Annotated in this window: 17 protein-coding genes and 2 pseudogenes; 9 read left to right on the forward strand and 10 right to left on the reverse strand. The window is 42.6% G+C overall.

What is annotated here, in order from left to right; translation table 11 throughout:
* The first annotated feature begins 32 nt into the window (after positions 1 to 32).
* Complete coding sequence (locus AB5618_RS05815) at positions 33 to 452, forward strand: stage V sporulation protein AB (protein ID WP_148461645.1); 420 nt, start codon at positions 33 to 35, stop codon at positions 450 to 452.
* A gap of 31 nt (positions 453 to 483) precedes the next feature.
* Here the strand turns inward: AB5618_RS05815 and AB5618_RS05820 are convergent, their stop codons facing one another.
* Positions 484 to 1,488 carry an AraC family transcriptional regulator gene (locus AB5618_RS05820; RefSeq protein ID WP_148461646.1) on the reverse strand — a complete coding sequence of 335 codons (1,005 nt, stop codon included), beginning with the start codon at positions 1,486 to 1,488 and terminating at the stop codon, positions 484 to 486.
* 221 nt (positions 1,489 to 1,709) lie between these two features.
* Between AB5618_RS05820 and AB5618_RS05825 the strand changes: the two genes are divergently transcribed.
* The 8 genes from AB5618_RS05825 (at position 1,710) to phnE (ending at position 10,114) form a co-directional block, all read left to right on the forward strand.
* The gene (locus tag AB5618_RS05825; RefSeq protein ID WP_148461647.1) at positions 1,710 to 2,180 is read left to right on the forward strand and encodes a SpoVA/SpoVAEb family sporulation membrane protein; all 471 of its coding nucleotides are present in this window, start codon (positions 1,710 to 1,712) and stop codon (positions 2,178 to 2,180) included.
* Positions 2,177 to 3,271 (forward strand): stage V sporulation protein AD, encoded by a 1,095-nt coding sequence (locus AB5618_RS05830; protein WP_148461648.1) that lies wholly within the window; start codon positions 2,177 to 2,179, stop codon positions 3,269 to 3,271. The genes AB5618_RS05825 and AB5618_RS05830 overlap by 4 nt, the downstream gene beginning before the upstream one ends.
* A gap of 113 nt (positions 3,272 to 3,384) precedes the next feature.
* Entirely contained in the window at positions 3,385 to 3,741 is a 357-nt protein-coding gene (locus tag AB5618_RS05835) for a SpoVA/SpoVAEb family sporulation membrane protein (protein WP_118581240.1), read from the forward strand.
* A gap of 55 nt (positions 3,742 to 3,796) precedes the next feature.
* A complete protein-coding gene (locus tag AB5618_RS05840; RefSeq protein WP_148461649.1) occupies positions 3,797 to 4,408 on the forward strand; it encodes a stage V sporulation protein AA in 612 nt (203 codons plus the stop codon).
* A 204-nt stretch (positions 4,409 to 4,612) separates the two neighbouring features.
* Positions 4,613 to 5,899, forward strand: coding sequence for an O-acetylhomoserine aminocarboxypropyltransferase/cysteine synthase family protein (locus AB5618_RS05845; protein ID WP_148461650.1), 1,287 nt, complete (start codon positions 4,613 to 4,615; stop codon positions 5,897 to 5,899).
* Between the two features lie 767 nt (positions 5,900 to 6,666).
* The gene (locus tag AB5618_RS05850) at positions 6,667 to 7,698 is read left to right on the forward strand and encodes a phosphate/phosphite/phosphonate ABC transporter substrate-binding protein (RefSeq protein WP_148461651.1); all 1,032 of its coding nucleotides are present in this window, start codon (positions 6,667 to 6,669) and stop codon (positions 7,696 to 7,698) included.
* Between the two features lie 93 nt (positions 7,699 to 7,791).
* On the forward strand, positions 7,792 to 8,571 hold the full coding sequence (phnC, locus tag AB5618_RS05855; RefSeq protein WP_148461652.1) for a phosphonate ABC transporter ATP-binding protein: 780 nt from the start codon (positions 7,792 to 7,794) through the stop codon (positions 8,569 to 8,571).
* Complete coding sequence (gene phnE / locus AB5618_RS05860) at positions 8,564 to 10,114, forward strand: phosphonate ABC transporter, permease protein PhnE (RefSeq protein WP_148461653.1); 1,551 nt, start codon at positions 8,564 to 8,566, stop codon at positions 10,112 to 10,114. The genes phnC and phnE overlap by 8 nt, the downstream gene beginning before the upstream one ends.
* Before the next feature lie 99 nt (positions 10,115 to 10,213).
* Here the strand turns inward: phnE and AB5618_RS05865 are convergent, their stop codons facing one another.
* From AB5618_RS05865 to AB5618_RS05905, 9 genes and pseudogenes are all read right to left on the reverse strand, one after another.
* Positions 10,214 to 12,205, reverse strand: a complete 1,992-nt coding sequence (locus AB5618_RS05865; protein ID WP_148461654.1) for a TIM-barrel domain-containing protein — start codon at positions 12,203 to 12,205, stop codon at positions 10,214 to 10,216.
* Positions 12,206 to 12,297: 92 nt separating this feature from the next.
* Positions 12,298 to 13,971 carry an alpha-glucosidase gene (locus AB5618_RS05870; protein ID WP_195379431.1) on the reverse strand — a complete coding sequence of 558 codons (1,674 nt, stop codon included), beginning with the start codon at positions 13,969 to 13,971 and terminating at the stop codon, positions 12,298 to 12,300.
* A 38-nt stretch (positions 13,972 to 14,009) separates the two neighbouring features.
* A pseudogene (locus tag AB5618_RS05875) lies at positions 14,010 to 14,105 on the reverse strand (carbohydrate ABC transporter permease); the annotation flags it as partial.
* Between the two features lie 171 nt (positions 14,106 to 14,276).
* A pseudogene (locus AB5618_RS05880) lies at positions 14,277 to 14,360 on the reverse strand (LacI family DNA-binding transcriptional regulator); the annotation flags it as partial.
* Positions 14,357 to 14,860, reverse strand: a complete 504-nt coding sequence (locus tag AB5618_RS05885) for a GNAT family N-acetyltransferase (protein ID WP_148461656.1) — start codon at positions 14,858 to 14,860, stop codon at positions 14,357 to 14,359. The gene AB5618_RS05885 and the pseudogene AB5618_RS05880, both read right to left, overlap by 4 nt.
* A gap of 448 nt (positions 14,861 to 15,308) precedes the next feature.
* Positions 15,309 to 15,665 carry a hypothetical protein gene (locus tag AB5618_RS05890; protein WP_330589386.1) on the reverse strand — a complete coding sequence of 119 codons (357 nt, stop codon included), beginning with the start codon at positions 15,663 to 15,665 and terminating at the stop codon, positions 15,309 to 15,311.
* A 3-nt stretch (positions 15,666 to 15,668) separates the two neighbouring features.
* Positions 15,669 to 15,881 (reverse strand): hypothetical protein, encoded by a 213-nt coding sequence (locus tag AB5618_RS05895; protein WP_347708937.1) that lies wholly within the window; start codon positions 15,879 to 15,881, stop codon positions 15,669 to 15,671.
* Between the two features lie 652 nt (positions 15,882 to 16,533).
* The gene (locus tag AB5618_RS05900) at positions 16,534 to 18,447 is read right to left on the reverse strand and encodes an alpha/beta hydrolase (protein WP_118617303.1); all 1,914 of its coding nucleotides are present in this window, start codon (positions 18,445 to 18,447) and stop codon (positions 16,534 to 16,536) included.
* Positions 18,434 to 19,345, reverse strand: a complete 912-nt coding sequence (locus tag AB5618_RS05905) for a serine hydrolase (protein WP_148461657.1) — start codon at positions 19,343 to 19,345, stop codon at positions 18,434 to 18,436. Before AB5618_RS05905 ends, AB5618_RS05900 begins: the two co-directional genes overlap by 14 nt.
* Between the last annotated feature and the right edge of the window lie 11 nt (positions 19,346 to 19,356).

A 19,356-nucleotide genomic window follows, 5' to 3' on the forward strand; every position in this document is an offset into this window, starting at 1 on the left:
ACAGGTCCGTTTCGTGAAAGGAGAATTCACCCATGCTCCAGCAAGTTTTTCTATCCATAGTTGGCTTCTGCTCTGGAATCATCATCGCAGGCGGTGTAGTTGGCCTGCTTATCGGTCTTTCCATCGTTCCCCGCTATGCCGGTATCACTCATACAGGAAAACATATATTGTTATATGAAGATATTACGCTTCTTGGCATTGTATGTGGCAACCTTTTTTTCCTCTATGGCTGGCACATTCCAGGCGGAACCTTTGCTCTGCTCCTTTATGGACTTTTTTCCGGTATCTTTCTGGGCGGATGGATCATGGCACTTGCTGAGATGGCAGATGTTTTCCCCATCTTTTCCAGAAGGATCAAACTGACCAATGGAATCCGATGGGTCGTGATCGCGGTGGCCTTCGGAAAAGCTTTGGGATCTTTGTATTATTTTTATAAACGGTGTTTTCCCTGAATTGCGTAAAAAAATCGACGCAGCTAATTTTCTATAATAAATAAGAAGGAACGTTTTTACCAGACTTTCCTTTTTTATCCTTCTTTGACACCTTGGCGCTTTCTTCTTTATTTTCTCCGGTGATTATCGGACATTCATCTGACAGGCCACGGTACCATTTCCGATAATCTGCAGGAGAACAGCCCATCTCTTTTCGGAAAGTCTCTGAAAAATAGCTTGCTCCTGCAAAACCATTTTCCACTGCAATATCTCCCATGGAAGCAGTCTTCTCCAGAACTGCATCCATACTGTTCCAGATTCTGCATTTCTGCAAATATTCGAATGGAGTCATCTCCATATGTTTCTTAAAGAAACGGCAAAAATCACCAGTGCTTACCTGGCATGCTTCTGCCATAGCAGAAAGAGTCAGTTTCTCGTTACAATGCTCCGTGAGATATCCTGTCATACGATTTAGTTTCAACCGTTCCCTGATCACTGCATTCTTACATTCTGGACGCGGCTGGGCAAATTTCTTATAAAGGCTTCCCCATGCAGTGAACAGCCAGCTCTTCATATCCAGTTCATAGGCCATATCCCTGCCTTCTGCTGTCTGCGCAGCGGCAAGAAGTGCCTGAAGAAGAATGTCTTCATCTGTATCTTCCTCAGCTGATGGCATAAACCTGCAATAAGCGAATGATTCTGCTTCTGCAACCGGTGAAATATATTTATTCTGAAGGCTCTCATCTCCAGCTGCCAGATACTCTCCAGCCACCTCAATTATATAAAAACTGCTGCTTTCCTTCTCACTTCTGACCAGACGATAGGACTGTCCTGCATTGATAAATAAAGCCTCTCCAGCTTCCAGATCTACTTTCTCCTGATTTATCTGACACTGTATTTCTCCTTCTTCTGCCAATAAAAAAGTAAATGCATTCCCACTGATGCATGGCATATGTCCAAATTCCGGCTGAAGCAGTCCCAGCTTATAGATTCTGATCTTATTCTCAGTTTCCTCTGTAAGGAGCTTTACTCCCTTCCCCATAAAATATTTTCCCATAAGTTACCTCTCTTCTTTGGTTTATAATATAAAGCTACTGCTATTCTGTTTACAAGCAATAGCAGCATCTTCCGTAATAACTATAACAATACTATCATAATAGTATAAATTCAGCTAAAAAGAAAGTATATTTTACATATTTTTTCACATAATAATAAAACCCAAAAGGTTACTGTACTCTAAACAAGCAGTTCCATTCATCATGGCTACAGGAGGCATTTATGAACAATTCCATACCAAAAGAAAAGCAGAAACAATACGCCGATTATGTAAAACAGATCACCCCCACCCACAGTCTTCCCATGAACATGGCAAAGGCTTTTCTCACAGGCGGTGCAATCTGTGTCGTTGGGCAGATTATAACAAATTTCGCAAAATCCAGAGGATTAGACCAGGATATGGCCGGTACCTGGTGTTCTGTCACCCTGGTTTTCATCAGTGTTATTCTTACCGGATTTAATATTTATCCAAAGATTGGAAAATTTGGCGGAGCGGGAAGTCTGGTTCCAATCACTGGTTTTGCTAATTCCGTAGCTGCCCCTGCCATTGAATATAAAACGGAGGGTCAGGTCTTTGGAATCGGCTGCAAGATTTTCACCATTGCAGGTCCTGTGATTCTTTACGGAATCATGAGTTCCTGGGTTGCCGGAGTGATCTACTATCTTCTGAAAATAATGGAGGTGATTTCATGAATTCACAGACACCAGCCAGACTTACCGGTTCTGCCAGTATGAGCTTTCAGAATCCGGTTTACGTTGTAAGCTGTGCTTCTGTAGTTGGAAAAAAGGAAGGGGAAGGACCTCTTGGAAGCAAATTCGATCTGGTCTGCGAAGAGCCTATGTTTGGAGAGGATACCTGGGAAGCTGCGGAAAGCACCATGCAAAAAGAAGCAGCCGCATTGGCTCTTGGAAAAGCCGGGCTTACTCCCGGGGATATCCGCATGACCTTCGCAGGTGATCTTCTGGCTCAGACTACCGCCTCTTCCTTTGGAATTGCCGGAATGGGAATCCCATTTTATGGACTTTTCGGTGCATGCTCCACCATAGGGGAATCCCTCTCTCTTGGCGCCATGTCTGCCGCAGCCGGATACGGAGAACATATTCTCTGTGCCACTTCCAGCCATTTTGCCAGTGCAGAAAAAGAATTCCGCTTTCCTCTGGCTTACGGAAACCAGCGTCCTCTCTCAGCCACATGGACTGTTACCGGGAGCGGTGCCTGTGTTCTCTCCGGAACTTTGCCTGTTCCGGAAATCCCGGAAAAGACTGAGTCGCTTATTTCAGAAGAAGGATGTGTCCAAATAACAGGACTTACCACTGGAAGGCTGATTGACTTTGGACTTAAGGATTCTCTGAACATGGGTGGATGCATGGCACCTGCCGCCTGCGATACCATTTACCGGAATTTTTGTGACTTTGGCCGAGCACCTGATGATTACGATGCAATCTTCACCGGAGACCTGGGAGCTGTTGGAAAACGGATCCTACTGGATCTGTTAAATGAAAAAGGATATGATATAGAGTCCATTTATCAGGACTGTGGGCTTTTAATCTTTGATGGTGAAACACAGGATACTCATTCTGGTGGAAGTGGTTGTGGGTGCAGTGCATCTGTGCTGGCTGCCTATATTCTGCCGGAACTGGCAAAAGGAACCTGGAAAAGGGTGCTCTTTGTTCCTACAGGAGCATTGCTTTCCAAAACAAGTTTTAATGAGGGAGATTCCATTCCGGGGATTGCACATGCGGTAGTGTTAGAGCATGTTTCAAAAAAAGATCAAAAGCAGTAAACTAAATAATTGTGCGTACTTCCTGTATAATTGCAATCCTATAAACCGTACTGTATTAATTATAATCTGTCTCTACCAACTATCTTTGTCTGTATCTATGAGGAGATGATTCCATGGACTATTTTAATGCATTCTGGGTAGGTGGCCTGATCTGCGCCCTTGTCCAGATTTTACTTGATAAAACCAAACTTATGCCCGGACGTGTCATGGTTCTTCTGGTATGCACCGGCTCTATTCTTGGCGCCATAGGCATTTATCAGCCTCTGATTGATTTCGCCGGTGCCGGTGCTGCTGTGCCACTACTTGGTTTCGGGAATACACTATGGAAAGGTCTGAAAGAAGCCATCGACACAGATGGTGTCATCGGGCTTTTCACAGGAGGCTTCACCGCCTGCGCAGCTGGTGTCTCTGCAGCCCTGATTTTTTCTTATCTGGCAAGCTGGTTTTTTAAACCGAAAATGAAAGAATAACAACGTACTTTATCCTTGCCTGTAACCAACATTTTTTGCAATGGGAGTGAATTTCATGAGTGACACACTATACATCCAAACCAAAGAAAACGTGGAGGTTCATCACCCCCATGTCTATCTCCAGGACATTGCTAAGCTATCCTGCACCAATTCCAAAATTTTAAATCACCTGCGGGTTCTCCCGGTAGCAAACCTGGATCCGGACAAGACAGGCAGGTATGTGATTTCTGTTATGGATCTTATAAATGATATCCAGCTCAAAGAGCCTGATCTTGCTATTACGCATATTGGCGAACCAAACTTCATCATCACCTATCAGAAGGAAGGAACTGTCAATATTGTTATAAGATGGTGCAAAGTCATATTTGTCTGCCTCGCCACCTTTTTCGGTGCAGGCTTTTCCATTATGACCTTTAACAATGACGTAGACATCCCCGCTCTATTTGAGCAGATCTACACCCAGGTCACCGGACAGCCCACAACCGGCAATACTGTCTTGGAAATCTCCTACTCTCTCGGTATCGGTCTTGGTGTCCTGTTCTTCTTCAACCACTTCGGTAGAATAAAGCTCACCGACGATCCCACACCTATGCAGGTGCAGATGCGTCTGTATGAAGATGACATAAATACCACGATCATTGAAGATATTTCACGAAATAAAGAATGACCGCTCACAGTAAGTTACTGTTCACTCCGTGACCAGTAACACGCTTCGCGATGCACAGAAATCATGCATTCGCATGATTTCGCGCCGCAATTTGCACCAAGCCGTTGCTATTTTTATAAAAAAATGATACTATATCTTTATGTGAATGCTCTCTGTGAACACTTTTCCACAGGGAGCTTATTTTACCAGAAGAGGAGACACATCATGAACAATTACAGAATGGGAACAAAATGTGTTCAGGCCGGATATAAACCGGGAAATGGTGAACCAAGACAGATCCCGATCATTCAGTCAACAACATTCAAATACGACACCAGCGAGGATATGGGAAAACTTTTCGACCTTGAAGCTGAGGGTTATTTCTACTCCCGCCTTCAGAATCCTACCTGCGACCATGTTGCAGCCAAGATTGCTGCAATGGAGGGTGGAACTGCAGCTATGCTCACTTCTTCCGGACAGGCAGCCAATTTCATGGCTCTGTTCAATATCTGTGAGTGCGGAGACCACATTGTGGCTTCTTCTTCCATTTATGGCGGAACCTTCAACTTAATCTCTGTTACCATGGCCAAAATGGGTATCACCGCAACCTTTGTTTCCCCAGATGCTACTGAAGAAGAATTAAACGCAGCTTTCAAGCCAAATACCAAAGTTATGTTCGGCGAAACCATTGCGAATCCGGCACTTACCGTCCTGGATATTGAACTTTTTGCAAAAGTTGCTCACGAACATGGGGTTCCCCTTGTAGTCGATAACACCTTCCCTACACCAGTAAACTGCCGCCCCATCGAATGGGGTGCTGACATTGTTACTCACTCCACCACCAAATACATGGACGGACATGGTGCAGCATTAGGCGGTGCTATAATTGATGGCGGTCACTTTGACTGGATGGCGCACAAAGACCGATATCCAGGACTTTGCACGCCAGATGAGAGCTATCACGGAATTACATATGCTGAGAAATTTGGAAAAGAAGGCGCATTCATCACGAAATGTACCGCTCAGCTTATGCGTGATTTCGGTTCCATGCAGTCCCCGAACAGTGCTTTCATCCTGAATCTCGGACTGGAGTCCTTGCATGTACGCATGCCGAAGCATGTGGAGAATGGACAGGCTGTAGCAGAATTTCTGGAAAGCCATCCGAAGGTAGCTTACGTAAATTACCCTGGACTTCCATCTAATAAATACTATGACAGAGCGAAGAAATATCTGCCAAACGGCGGCTGCGGTGTTGTCTCCTTCGGTCTGAAGGGCGGCCGTGAAGCAGCTTCCACCTTTATGCAGAACTTAAAGCTTGGCGCAATTGAGACTCACGTAGCAGATGCAAGAACCTGCTGCCTGAACCCTGCCACCTCCACCCACAGACAGATGACAGACGAGCAGCTCATTGAAGCTGGCGTACCGGCAGAGCTGATCCGTATCAGTCTTGGTCTTGAGGATAAAGAGGATCTGATCGCGGATATTTCCAATGCGCTGGATGCAATTAAATAATTGCATGCTTTCCACAATAACGGATTGAAATTATAGAGTTTTACACTTTTTATAACTATTCCTACACATAAATCCCCATAACAGACCTTAAATTTGATCTGTTACGGGGATTTTTCTTTTCCTCACTAAAGCATATACCACGTCAATTATTTTCGATGGAGAACTGCCATGTTTTTTTTCCATATTATTGAACTTCGAATAAGCAATAACTTCTCCATCTCCATTTTTACATTTTTACATTTTTACAAATGCTATACCAGAATTTTTTATTGTAATTCCAGGACAGGTATGATACAATTTATCCGGTTAACGGAATGCAGTGCCAGGGGGAGCGCCCTTGTGCTGCGGTCAGAATTTGTGATGACGAAAACCAGATTGCGAGGGAGCCCGTAGGTCCGGGTTGAGAGGATCCCGTCAGGATCGATCGAAACCTGTTCACCTGTTTTTTTGCAGGTGGATTGTCAGCATCTGCTCGAAAGTCATTTTCGATACATGCTGGGAGGCATGTATTTTTATTTACATGAATAATGAGCCCTTCTCACCATGGCATATTTGAGAGTCCATTGCTGTAATCTCTATTCCCAGCTTTGCAGAAAAATTTTTTCAAACATTCTATAGTAAGAAATTGGGCAATTTTCTCGTTATAACCGACTTCCAGCAGAAATAAAGTTACTGCCCATTTTATTCGCAGCGATTCGCTTTGCGTCATATTTCAAATGCGCAGTAACACATTATATGATCAAACAAAAGCATGGAGGTATTTCACTATGAAGAAACACATTGTATCCGCACTTTCCCTGGCATTATGCCTGGGACTTACCGTTGGGAGCACTGTCACTGTTTTTGCAGAGGACACCAAAACCATTGATTCTCTGAAGATTGCATTTTCCCCATATGCAGATTCCGACACCATCACCACTGCTACAGAGCCGCTGGAAGATTTACTGAAGGAAACATTGCTCACCAAGGGGTATGACGTGGAGAACGTGGACATGACAGTAGGTACAAGCTACACCGCTGTTGGCCAGGCTTTAAGTGCAGGAAGCGCAGATATCGGATTTATTTCCGGCGGAAATTACGTACTTTTCTCTGATGACTGTGACGTTCTTCTTACCGCCCTTCGCTATGGAATCAACAAAGATTCTGATGATCCGAAAGATTGGAATGATGGTACAATCGAAGAAAACACCGATGAGATGTCTACCTATTACCGTTCTATTATTCTGGCAGGTCCAAGCGAAAAGGGACAGGCTTTACTGGAAAAGGTAAATAACGGCGAAGAGCTTACCTGGGATGATCTGAACGATGCTACCTGGGCTGTTATGGGACCAACTTCAGCTTCCGGTTATATTTATCCAAGCTTATGGCTGAACGAAAAATATGGAAAGGGAATCAGTGATCTGGCAAATGCGGTAGAATCTGATTCTTATACAACCTCTCTTGCACGTCTGGCTTCCGGACAGGCTGATGTGATGGTTTCTTATGGCCACATCCGTACCAAATACGCACCGGAATGGAAAGAGACCTTCGGAGGTACAGATGATATGGTAAATCAGACTGGTGTGATCGGAGTTACAGATAAGATTTACAATGATATGATTGCCTACAGCAAAACTTCTGAAGTTATGCAGGATGAAGATTTCCGCCAGGCGCTGGGAGATTCCTTTATTGAGATTGCGAATACGGACGAGGGAAAAGATATTATCAGCGTGTTCAGCCAGGTTGGATATGAATGGGGCGATGACTCCAATTACGATGGCGAACGAGAGGCGCAGGAGCTGCTGAAGTCTATGGAATAGACTTCAACTTTTCTGAATAGTTACAAAATATTTTAAACTGCCGGGGCAGATTATTTGCCTCGGCAGTAGTTTTAAACGAGGTCAATTTTATCTATGAATTTACAGATTCAGCATATCGCAAAAAAATTTCATAATGGCACAAAAGCCCTGGCAGATGTGGATTTCTCCGTCTCACAGGGGGAATTTGTCTCGGTGATCGGGCCTTCGGGGGCGGGGAAGACAACGCTCTTTCGCATTCTCAATGGAATGATGGAGTGCACTGGCGGACAGGTGCTTCTGGATGATAAGCGCTTTGATTCTCTAAAAGGAAGGAAAAAACGTGAACTGCAAAAATCCATCGCAACTATTTATCAGGACTTTTGTCTGGTGGAGAATTCTACCTGTCTGAAGAATGTGCTGACTGCCGGACTTCCGGATATGGGATTTTTCCAGGGCGTGTTTGGACTTTATGGAAAAACACGTAAAGAAGAAGCTCTGAAACTGCTGGATCGGGTTGGACTTCTGGAAAAGGCAGAGGAACCGATTAAGAATCTGTCTGGCGGACAAAAGCAAAGGGTGGCAATTGCAAGAGCACTTATGCGGCACCCGGCGATCCTGCTGGCAGATGAACCGGTGGCGTCTCTTGATCCAGTTACCGGGAGACAGATTCTAGAGTTGCTGAAGAGTATTCATGAGACTGATGGTGTCACCATTTTAATGAACAGCCATAATCTGGAATTCTCCCAGGAGTTCTCCGACCGACTTATTGGTCTGAAAGATGGCAAGGTTGTATTTGACGGTAAGACTGCTGATCTGACTGATTCTATCACTACACAAATTTATAACAAAAATGATACTCAGATAGAGAATAAGCGAGGTGTCGCTTATGAATGATAACAAAACAAGCAAAAATTCCATTGTGGCAAAATTTGCTGTTCCAATTTCTTTTCTGATTTTGTTTTTCCTTGCAGCAAATTTCACAGACTGTGACCTTGTAACTTTCTGGAAACGAAGGAACCACCTCACCGACCTGGTCGTGGATATGATCCCGCCAGATTTTTCTTATATTCAGAAGATCCTGCTACCGCTTTTTTACACCATTCAGATGTCTGTTACCGGAACGGTACTTGGCACCTTTTTTGCCCTTGTACTCTCGCCTTTTGGCGCTGCAAACTTAGGATTTCCAGCTGTAATACGACGGATACTTAGAATTGTAATCCAGATTCTCCGTTCTTTTCCAGCCTTGATTCTGGCGCTTACTGCTACCTTTCTTTTCGGGCTTGGAACCTTTGCAGGTACTTTTGCCATTACCTTGTACACCTTTGCCATTATGACAAAACTTACCTACGAGGATGCAAGTGCCGCCGATGTAAAAGCTTACCAGGCACTTCGGGCTATGGGTGTTTCAAAGTATGTAGCTTATATCCATGGAATTCTACCAGAGATCATTCCTGGATTTCTCACCAATGCACTTTACCTGTTGGAAACCAATGTACGGCACAGCTCCATTTTAGGATATGTGGGAGCTGGCGGTATCGGACTGCTTCTCAATGAGAAGATTTCCTGGTTGGAGTATGACAAAGTGGGGACCATTCTGCTGATGCTGTTTCTAACAGTGTGTGTGATTGAATATTTCAGTCGGTATCTGGCCGCCTTGATACGAAAAGAGCGCACAATAAAAAAAGAGCAGGCCAGACTGCTGCTTCTGTTTCTGGCTGCCCTGTTTCTGATCTGCACGTTTACCCTTTCCCTGCCGGATTTTTCCAGAACCAGTCCACAGACTTTGCGAAATATGTTTGCTGGCTTTCTGCAGCCAGACTGGAGCTTCTTTTTCTCGGCTGAAAAAGATGGGCTTGGGTATCTTTTACTGGAAACAGTGTGCATTGCTTTTATTGGAACGGTAATCGGAGCCATTGTATCTGCACCGCTGGCTTTTCTAAATACCAAACGTTTCGTACCTGCTCCTGTGTCCTTTCTTTTTAACCTGGTGATCATGGTAATCCGTTCGGTGCCTTTTCTGGTGTATGGACTGATTTTCATCCGGGTATCCGGGCCAGGAGCTTTCACAGGAGTGCTGACATTGGCCGTATGCAGTATCGGACTTCTCACCAAAAGATTTACAGAAGCACTAGATGCCCTGGACCCTCGTCCCTATCATGCGCTGCTGGCCATGGGGGTCCGTCCTCTTCCCGCCATCTGCCACAGTGTCCTGCCGCAGCTGAAGCCTGTTTTCACCTCTATCATCCTCTACCGGTTTGATGTAAACATCCGTGAAGCTTCCGTTCTCGGTCTGGTAGGCGCAGGCGGAATCGGAGCGCCCCTTATTTTTTCCATGAATCAATATGCCTGGGAAAAAGCTGGTGCAATCATGCTGGGATTGATTCTGTTTGTGTGGTTTATCGATATGGTATCTGAAAAAATCGGAGCTGGCAATTGATGGCCAGCTCCGATTTTCTGTCTTCTGGATCCTGTTTAAAAAATCTTTTAAACCTCGTCGTGAAATTTCCAAAGACTTTCAAGGGATCTTTTCATTCTGTTATTTTTCTAATTTTCTATAATTCTCAGCCTTATCGTACTCCTTATGCACGCCATCATCCTCGTACAAAGTATAACTGCTGCCTTCATATCCCAGCATAGTGAGTTTGGAAGTATCAATATCCTTCACACACTCCGCAGCCTCTGCAACCGGAATACACTTACCACTACGGATAAACAGAGGCACTTCATTTAAGGCAACCTCCACATAATGAACGCCCTTTTCCAGAATCTCCTCAGAAATGCTTCCGTCTGTCAGAAATTTCACAAACTTCATTTCTTCCGGAAGGTAAACATAACGCCCTCTTGCGTTCTGCTCGTAAACCGGTGCGATCATAATCTCATTTCCAAGGATCAGCTGGTCTTCCACCCGGATTGCCATCTTATCATCCGGATAAACAAAGCCAAGTGGTTTGAAATACATATCATCGTTTAAAGCGGCCTTCATGTATTCGCTGTACAGATACGGAACAAGGCGGTATCTCGTATTTACCACATTTCGGAAATCCTCAACATTCTCAAACTGATAGCACTCTTGCTCTCTTGTTCCGATTGCGGAATGGTTACGCATAAGCGGAGTAAATACCCCAAGTGCCATATGGCGAAGCACCAGGTCTCTTGTTGCATCCGCACCAAATCCACCAAGATCTGCTCCTGTGTAAAGGAATCCGCACATATTCAAAGACGGCAGCATTTTCAGGTTCAGAAGAATGTGTGACCACCAGGATTTATTGTCTCCCATCCAGATTCCGCCGTAACGGTGCATTCCAATATAGGAGGAACGGGAAAACATCAGGAAACGCTTCTCCGGATCAATGCGGTCGAATGCTTCGCCTGCTGCTCTTGTCATATTGTAGCCAAACAGGTTATGTACCTTGTCGTGACGGATCTTTTTGCCATCCACATTATGATAAAATCTGCGGTAATCTTCTGGGTTGTTTGCGAGTCCGTTTAGCTCGCCCTGCATTTTCCAAATGTGGATCTTACCTTCTTTATCCTGGTAAAACTCTCCGGCAAGTTTCTTCGCCTCTTCCATTCCCTCTGAGGAATAGAAAATAGCAGGCTCATTCATATCGTTCCAGAAGCCTTCAATCCCCTGTCTAATAAGGAAGCTGTATTTGTCTCCAAACCACTTTCTGGCATCCTTGTTCAGAAAATCCGGGAAATGAGTATCCCCCGGCCATACGGCTGCCACAAAATCACTTCCGTCCTCCCGCTGGCAGAAGTATCTTTTTTCCACACCTTCCTCGTAAACCTCATAGCCGCTTTCCACTTTTACACCAGCATCAATAATAGGGATCAGGCGTAGCTCCTGGTCTTTCATCTCTTTTACAAAATCCGGGAAATCAGGGAAATTCTCCGGATTCAACGTAAAGTCCTTGTAGGAATCCATATAATCAATATCCATGTAGATCATGTCCAGGGGAATGTGATTCTCACGGTATCCTGCTGCCACCTTGCGAAAATCCTCCTTGGTGGTATATCCCCATCTGCTCTGTCCGAAACCAAATGCAAATTTCGGGGGAATATAGCTGCGTCCGATCACATGGCGAAACTGCTTTACAATATCATAGGCAGATTCACCTTCAATCACATACACATTCAGATCTGCATCTGCGCATGTCACTTTCAGGGTGTCCATTCTGGTATATCCAATATCAAAGGTCAGTTCAGAAGGGTAGTCGAAAAACAGTCCAAATGTTGTCTTTCCGCTTACAATGATAAAGTTGTGGGCACCATACAAAGAACGCTTGTCTTCCGTATGGTTTGGATCATCGGTACAATTGCTGATATAGCAGTATCCTCTTTTATTGATGCCGCGGTTGGCTTCCCCAAGTCCATAAACAATATCATCCTCATCCATCACATATGTAAAATCAAAGCCCTTTTCCAGGCTGATTTTTCCATAAGGAAAAGCGCCATTCGCTGTTTCAATCTTCTCTGTTACTGCCTCCGTATCAAAAGGAGCTCCGTATCTGTATTTTCTGATCATAACAATCTTCCTCGTCTTTCAAAAAAGAGGCAAAAAATTTTGCCCCTTTAAGTCTGGTTATGCTGCTGTCCGTTTCTCGTCCAGTAACCTGTTTATTTATATAACACAAATGCCTCATAAGGTTTCAGCACGATTTTACCCTTAAATACTTTTCGGTCAAGGTTTGTAATCAGGCACTGGGAACCTTCAAATTCTGCAGGAACTTCAAATTCTGCAGACTGCTCACTGAAATTGCAGACTGTAAGAAGTCTTTCCTCATCCAGCTTTCTTGTATATGCGAAAATCTGATCATCCTCACGGCAAAGAGGTTCAAACTCACCGTACACAATAATATCTTTCTCCTTGCGAAGAGCGATCAGTTTCTGATAATAATGGAAAATGGAATCCAGATCATCCAACTGACTGGCTGCATTGATTTCTTTACAGTTTGGATTTATTTTAATCCACGGCTCCCCATCTGTAAAACCTGCTTTTTCTGAACCGTCCCACTGCATAGGTGTTCTTGCATTATCACGGCTTCTGAGCATCAGACATTTCATCATGTAATCCGGCTCCATCAGCCCTGCATCTGTCAGCTCTGTATAATACTGAATGCTCTCAATATCCTTATAATCTTCCAGCTTATGGAAATATGCGTTTGTCATGCCAAGCTCTTCTCCCTGGTATACATAAGGGGTTCCCTGCATCATATGAAGACAGGTTGCCAGCATTTTTGCAGAAGTCTCTCGGTATGCCGGATTGTCATTTCCAAATCTGGAAACGCTTCTTGGCTGATCATGATTTCCCAGGAAAAGACTGTTCCATGCTTTTCCCTGAAGTTCCTCCTGCCATTTGATCATCGTCTTTTTGAAAGCCTTAAAGTCATATCTGTCAGTGGTCCATTTGCCAAACTCCGCATGCGGGGAAGCATCTTCTACATGTTCAAACTGGAACACCATATTCAGCTCGCCACTGTCTTCCCCGGCATATTTCTGTGCCTCTTCAATGGTAACACCAGAAGTTTCCCCAACTGTCATGATATCATATTTAGACAATACCTCACGGTTCATTTCCTGTAAAAATTCATGGACCCGCGGACCGTGAACGCTGTATGGACCGAAATCTCCATACAGGCCGCTTTTCACTTCTCCATCCGGGAAAGCCTGATCCTTTGAAATCATACTGATCACATCCATACGGAAGCCGTCGATTCCCTTGTCACACCAGAATTTCATCATATCGTAAACTTCCTGGCGCACTTTCTCATTTTCCCAGTTCAGATCCGGCTGTTTTTTGGAAAACAGGTGCAGGTAATACATCTGTGTCTCATTGTCGTATTCCCATGCAGAACCGCCGAATGCACCACCCCAGTTATTTGGCTCTTTTCCGTTTACCGGATTTTTCCAGATGTAATAGTCACGGTACGGATTATCCTTGGACTTTTTGCTCTCCAGGAACCACTGATGTTCGTCTGAAGTATGATTTACAACCAGATCCATCAGCACCTTGATTCCACGCTCATGCGCCTGAAAAAGCAGCTCCTCGTAATCCTGCATGGTTCCGTAATCTTTGTAAATTCTGCGATAATCTGAAATATCATAGCCGTTGTCATCCTGTGGGGACTCCAGCATAGGTGAGATCCACAGAACATTTACCCCAAGCTCCTTCAGATAATCAAGTTTCTCTATAATTCCTCGGATATCACCAATTCCATCCCCATTGCTGTCATTGAAGCTTTTTGGATAGATTTGATATACAATGCTTTCTTTCCACCAGTTCTTCTTCATTTTCTGGCTGTCCTCCTGATATTCTATATTTGTTTTCTTTATTTAACCGCACCGGCTACTACACCATTCATGATCCATTTCTGGCAAAAAATATACACGATCAGCACTGGAAGCAGAACAAGCAGATAAGAAGCACTTCCAATCTGGTAGCCGCCTGAATAATCATCCACTCCCACATTCTGGATATTCTTCCCTCCGATCAGCATGACATAGTATCCTTTCATTTCAGCTTCCATCTGAATGGTTCCTACAAGTTCTCCTACAAAGGAGTCCTGCAAGGAGTACATTCCATGGGCCTGGGAAACTCTTTTCGTATTACCATTTATTACATTTGATACGGTAGTCCTGCTCACTCCCGCCATATCCGCAATATCCTGAAGCCGGATCATCTGATTTTCCTGCTCATATCATGCCATTCTTCCCCGCCCCAAGCGGAACCGGAAATTCCGTTGTCGGTGTAGTCCATTTTTTTGTACATCTCTACTTTGTTATCCAGACAGGTCAGATACAGGCATTCGCGGCCTCTTTTTTGTTCTCTTTCCACATATTGTGTCATGATTTCACGGGCAAGCCCCTGGTGGCGATACTCCGGAAGAACATCAAGACCAAGGAGCATAATGTTCCTTCCTTCCGGATTGTGAAGAGTACTATCCGTAAAAAATTCATCACGAAATACTGCTTCGTCTGTTGCCACCCCATTGAGAAAGCCGGCAACTTTACCTGTTTCTTTATCCACTGCAACCATAAATGTCTCTGGTGCATTTGCCACTCGTTCTCTCATACTCTTGGCAGAGCAGGCCTCATTTGGCGGAAAACAGATCTGCTCGATCTGAATCACCTGATCTAACTCCTCTGGAAGAATGTCTCTAAATTCGTATTTGGTTGTCATTTTTCCTCATCCTTTTATATTTCATGCTCTCTCTCCACTTTAATAGTAAAAAGACTGTAAACTTCTTTTTATTATACCTCTGCGTCTTTTTTCCGTCAATGTAAGAACGGCAAAAGGTCCCAAAAGGCATACCTTGAAATATGCCTTGAAGTATCCCTTGAAGTATCCCGGAGGACTTCATCGCCGTACTTATCGATCATCCTCACCAGAAAATCAATGCACCGCTCAAATTCCATATTCTGTTGCATAAGCTCCTTCCGTCATTGTTTTGATCTGGGCTTATTTTACATAGCCTGCCGGATTGGCTTCGAAATTGACCATTAACAACATTTATGATGCTGGGAATATTTCTGGTGAAAGCTCTTATCAGATATATAAAGTCAAAAAAAATCAGAAAAGGGCACTCCTTTTCCAGAAATTCTGGAAGCAAGTGCCCTTTCGGCTTTTCTCATATTTTTTGTAAGCAGCATACAGTTTCAACGGTACTTTCGTTGTCCCAACAAAGTTCCTGTGTCTCTCTGTCTCCAAAATACACCGGAAAACGGAACTTTATGTGCTTCAGGAATCTGCCATCTGGCTGCTCCTGCTCGTAAATGTCCACCTGTTCCATAAAGCTGTTAAGAAATTCTTTCTTCTCCAGGTCGGTGAACTTATCATATAGTTTATCAAAATATAAAAGAAATTGATAGACGTTTTCTTCTGATATTTTCTGTTGCCGGATATTCAGCAGGCGATTCTTAACTTCCTCTATACTGTTCTCCACGCCTTCAATCTCATCATACAGACGATATAACCGTGTCTCCATATCCTAATATTTCTTTTCATAAAATTTATCCATGATGTCCAGACTGTCCATCTGCTGTCCAAGTCTTGCTTTTGCTCCGGTCAACTGCCTGTGCTGCTTTTCCAATCCTTCAATCTCTGTCACCGCAGACAGAACGTAAATCATCAGCTTTCCACTATCTTTTGAGCTGTCAATTCCATCTTCTACACAGATCAGATTCACTTCAAAATCCTGCATCCTCTGCAAAGAATTTAAAACATCCGCCGCATTACGACCAAATCAGGAAAGCTTGAACACCAATACAAGCTGTACCTCATCTATTCCATTCTCAGCATTATCCAACATTCTCTGAAATTCCGCATATCTCTTGAGTTTTTCTTTCTAAGCATCCAAACTGTAGACATCTATCTGCATGGTTGTGGATACTCTGGTATATATCGCATTTAATCTTTTTATTCTTCATAATTTTTCTCGCAATATAACTTTGTTTTATAGTCCCAACTTTATTTCAGTACTTGTTCCAACTAATTTCAATACTTATTTTCCGTATTGACGCATTTCTCTGTCAATCGTATAATTAAGTTAGATACAGAGCATTTCTGTTATCAAAATATATTGCCCGCCCACCATTGGCGACTTATAAATGATTGACTCGAAAATATTGTTCGCTTACCGGAAGCGTCTAATAAATGTCCGGCTTGAATATTATTTAAAAATTATAATTCTGCCATCTGTCTTCTCCTGGTCGGTGAGCTTATCATATAATTTATGTAAAAGATATGACGCTTACAACTTCTCTGGACGCTTTCTCAACTGAAATAAAATATTCGAGCAACAAATACCCACCTGTTCACATTTGGATATTTGTTGCTCGATTTTATATTTTCTCTTATGCCGGAAATACTATCTGTGCATTTACACATGTCATAATAGTTATAATTACTGCATTAATTATGCCCCCTAAATATGGATTCCTCGTCTTTTTATAGATTGCTCTTGTAACAAAAGGAGTAACAAGCATAGGTACTAATGGAGCTACCATCCAGTCAGATATCTGATTGTTTGTACCATAAAAACCATTCACACCTGTAATAAAGAAGTATCCATATCCAGCCACCGCCAAAAGCAATGGTGGCAGAATGTTCAAAAATGCAAGAAGGCAAATATTTTTCCTTTCTGTTTTTCCAAAAGATGTATTAAAATTCAAACAATTAATGAAAATAGAAGCTGTCACATATGCAACTGTAAAGAATGGTAAGAGCTTCATAGCTTCCAACATACGTCTTGCGTTAAATGGACGTACTGCCCAATAAAGAAATCTGAAATCTGTATTAAAGAAAAATTTCACTGAAAAGAGCAAGACAAATGCCATACCTGTAACTACTAATGCTGTCGCAATTGTCTTTCCAATCTGTGCAGCTGATGTTCTCATATCAATGGAATCCAAACTGATTCCATTTTTCTTTGCGTAACAATTATACCAGATGATAGTGGTAAGGATTACAAATATTGCATTTACCGTTCCCCATACTCCATAGAACAACGGCATTCCCTGCATAAAAAAATCATCTACCACTTTATCCACTTTAAAGTGAAATAACACCAACGCACTGAGCAACGGAAATACGGTATTAACCAACAGACAACCTGTAAGCCATATTTTTCCTTTTTTATCATTTGCTGCCAGTCTCATTGTTGCATCGCGATCAGCACTAACACCTTTAAACGGTTCATACTGCACCAAAAGAAGCGCTACTCCTGTTACAAATACAAAAAATCCCGCAAATCCCATTAAACATCCTAATGTTTTTAATGGAAAAATATGATTGTCAGCTTTCAGCGTACTATCTGTTGGAATTACAGTTTGCATAAATTCTACTGCATCTGTACATGCGTCAGGCACATATACTGATGTTCCATGTGTTGCTAACGGCATATAAATGATATGTTTTGCTGTTTTTCCATCTATTTCCTGTTCATACCACTGGCCTTCTAACCCATCCTCAGTTTTCTCATCCGGCGTAATACCAAAATTCAAGAAAGATTTGGCATTGTTAGATTTTAAAAACTCAGGATTTGGTTTCATCTCACCTGTTTCCTCATCTTTTTCTTTAAATGAAAAATCATCATATTTATCAGCAATAATACCTACATCTCGATTTCCATAATAATTGAAGTATTCACCATTTCCGCCTTTTTCAGCTGCCTGTGTTGTATTGGTTTTTCCCGGAAAATATCCAAATGATGCAGTTTCATTATCACGATAAATGGCATCTCGTCCCACATAAAGAATTGCCTTAATTAACGGTGTTTCCAGTTCATTGTCCAGCAAAACAGACTCGTGGATGGTATTGCCTCCTCTGGAATGTCCTGATACTGCAATTCTATCTGCATCCACATAAGGCAATGTTGCAACATACTGAACCGTGTCATACAATCCTCGTCCATTATCAAACCATTCTGTATCATTTAAAACTTCCGATTCACCATGTCCATACAAGTCAAAGGAAACTACTACGTATCCTCGCCGCGCCCATTCAATCTGAAAATTATCACTTCGTTCTTTATTTGCATTTCCTCCATGCGCCCATACAATTGCCGGTAATGGATTTTCTTCTCCTGCCTCATTAGGAATCAATACATCTGCACTAATCGTATGTCCAGAATTGCTTTCAAATAAAATTGTTTTTTTTGTAACTTTACCAAAATCAGTTTGTGCAAGATTAGCAAGAAACCCTCCTAATAAGCACACACAAAGAGCCACTGCAACCAACAATCCATACTTTTTTTTATTCTTTTCCATTATTCCTTCTCCCTTCTTTTAATTTTTTCATAATGTATCTACCCACCCTGTCGCTCTGTTCTGTTTCCGGTGAGTTAACACTTATTACAGAATTTTGATCTGAAAGTACAATGCAATACTGCCCATATTTTCCATTCGCCATATATGCATCTCCCTTCAAATGCCAGAATAGATATCCGTATCCGTCAACCTGAGAATTATTATAATCCCCACATTCCACCTGTTTCTTTGTTGATTCTTCAATCCATTTTTCTGAAAGAATCTGTTCACCTTTCCATTTGCCTCTCTGCAAATAAAGCTGTCCAAACTTTCCCAATTCTCTTACATTCATTTGCAATCCCCCAGCACCAAAGACATAACCCTTGGGGCAAAATTCCGCTTCCAGTGGTTTTATCTCCAGTTTGTCAAATAAGCGAGGGGTAAGATACTCTATCAGATTTTTTTCTGTCTTTCTCTGAATCAAAACGCCTAAAAGATATGGACCCGCATTATTGTATTGAAACACTGTCCCTGGTTTTTCTGTTACTTTTTGTCTGAATACATAGGATACCCAGTCACTTTCTTTCAATGTCTTTCTACTGTCTCCCATAAGAATCGGTGTTTCCAGTCCCATTGTCATAGTAAGCAGGTGTCGTATTTCCATCATATTCCAGTAAGGATCTTCTATTTTTATTGCCTCATCAAACAGTTGGCAAACCTTACTGTTTAATTCAAAAAGCCCCTCCTCAATTGCAAATCCAACTGCCGCTGAGGTAAAACTTTTCGTAATAGAATATTGATTTTGTCTTTTATATTCCTTTTTCATGAAGCAACCTATTTCTTGGCCGTCTTGAATAATCTGTATTCCGTTTATTCCTATTTTTTTTAGTGTTTCAATATACGTATGTACCTCTGACATTTTTATATTTT

The sequence above is a fragment of the Ruminococcus sp. J1101004sp1_RTP21198st1_B9_RTP21198_201120 genome (genome assembly GCF_040924245.1).
Lineage (GTDB): Bacteria > Bacillota > Clostridia > Lachnospirales > Lachnospiraceae > Blautia_A > Blautia_A faecis.

Coding starts and splice junctions, on each gene's coding strand:
- AB5618_RS05895 (WP_347708937.1), bottom strand. CDS start 15,881: ATGCAGGATTTTGAAGTGAATCTGATCTGTGTAGAAGATGGAATTGAC.
- AB5618_RS05885 (WP_148461656.1), bottom strand. CDS start 14,860: ATGACAACCAAATACGAATTTAGAGACATTCTTCCAGAGGAGTTAGAT.
- AB5618_RS05865 (WP_148461654.1), bottom strand. CDS start 12,205: ATGATCAGAAAATACAGATACGGAGCTCCTTTTGATACGGAGGCAGTA.
- AB5618_RS05890 (WP_330589386.1), bottom strand. CDS start 15,665: ATGGAGACACGGTTATATCGTCTGTATGATGAGATTGAAGGCGTGGAG.
- AB5618_RS05870 (WP_195379431.1), bottom strand. CDS start 13,971: ATGAAGAAGAACTGGTGGAAAGAAAGCATTGTATATCAAATCTATCCA.
- AB5618_RS05905 (WP_148461657.1), bottom strand. CDS start 19,345: ATGTCAGAGGTACATACGTATATTGAAACACTAAAAAAAATAGGAATA.
- AB5618_RS05850 (WP_148461651.1), top strand. CDS start 6,667: ATGAAGAAACACATTGTATCCGCACTTTCCCTGGCATTATGCCTGGGA.
- AB5618_RS05835 (WP_118581240.1), top strand. CDS start 3,385: ATGGACTATTTTAATGCATTCTGGGTAGGTGGCCTGATCTGCGCCCTT.
- AB5618_RS05845 (WP_148461650.1), top strand. CDS start 4,613: ATGAACAATTACAGAATGGGAACAAAATGTGTTCAGGCCGGATATAAA.
- AB5618_RS05820 (WP_148461646.1), bottom strand. CDS start 1,488: ATGGGAAAATATTTTATGGGGAAGGGAGTAAAGCTCCTTACAGAGGAA.
- AB5618_RS05825 (WP_148461647.1), top strand. CDS start 1,710: ATGAACAATTCCATACCAAAAGAAAAGCAGAAACAATACGCCGATTAT.
- phnC (WP_148461652.1), top strand. CDS start 7,792: ATGAATTTACAGATTCAGCATATCGCAAAAAAATTTCATAATGGCACA.
- phnE (WP_148461653.1), top strand. CDS start 8,564: ATGAATGATAACAAAACAAGCAAAAATTCCATTGTGGCAAAATTTGCT.
- AB5618_RS05900 (WP_118617303.1), bottom strand. CDS start 18,447: ATGGAAAAGAATAAAAAAAAGTATGGATTGTTGGTTGCAGTGGCTCTT.
- AB5618_RS05840 (WP_148461649.1), top strand. CDS start 3,797: ATGAGTGACACACTATACATCCAAACCAAAGAAAACGTGGAGGTTCAT.
- AB5618_RS05815 (WP_148461645.1), top strand. CDS start 33: ATGCTCCAGCAAGTTTTTCTATCCATAGTTGGCTTCTGCTCTGGAATC.
- AB5618_RS05830 (WP_148461648.1), top strand. CDS start 2,177: ATGAATTCACAGACACCAGCCAGACTTACCGGTTCTGCCAGTATGAGC.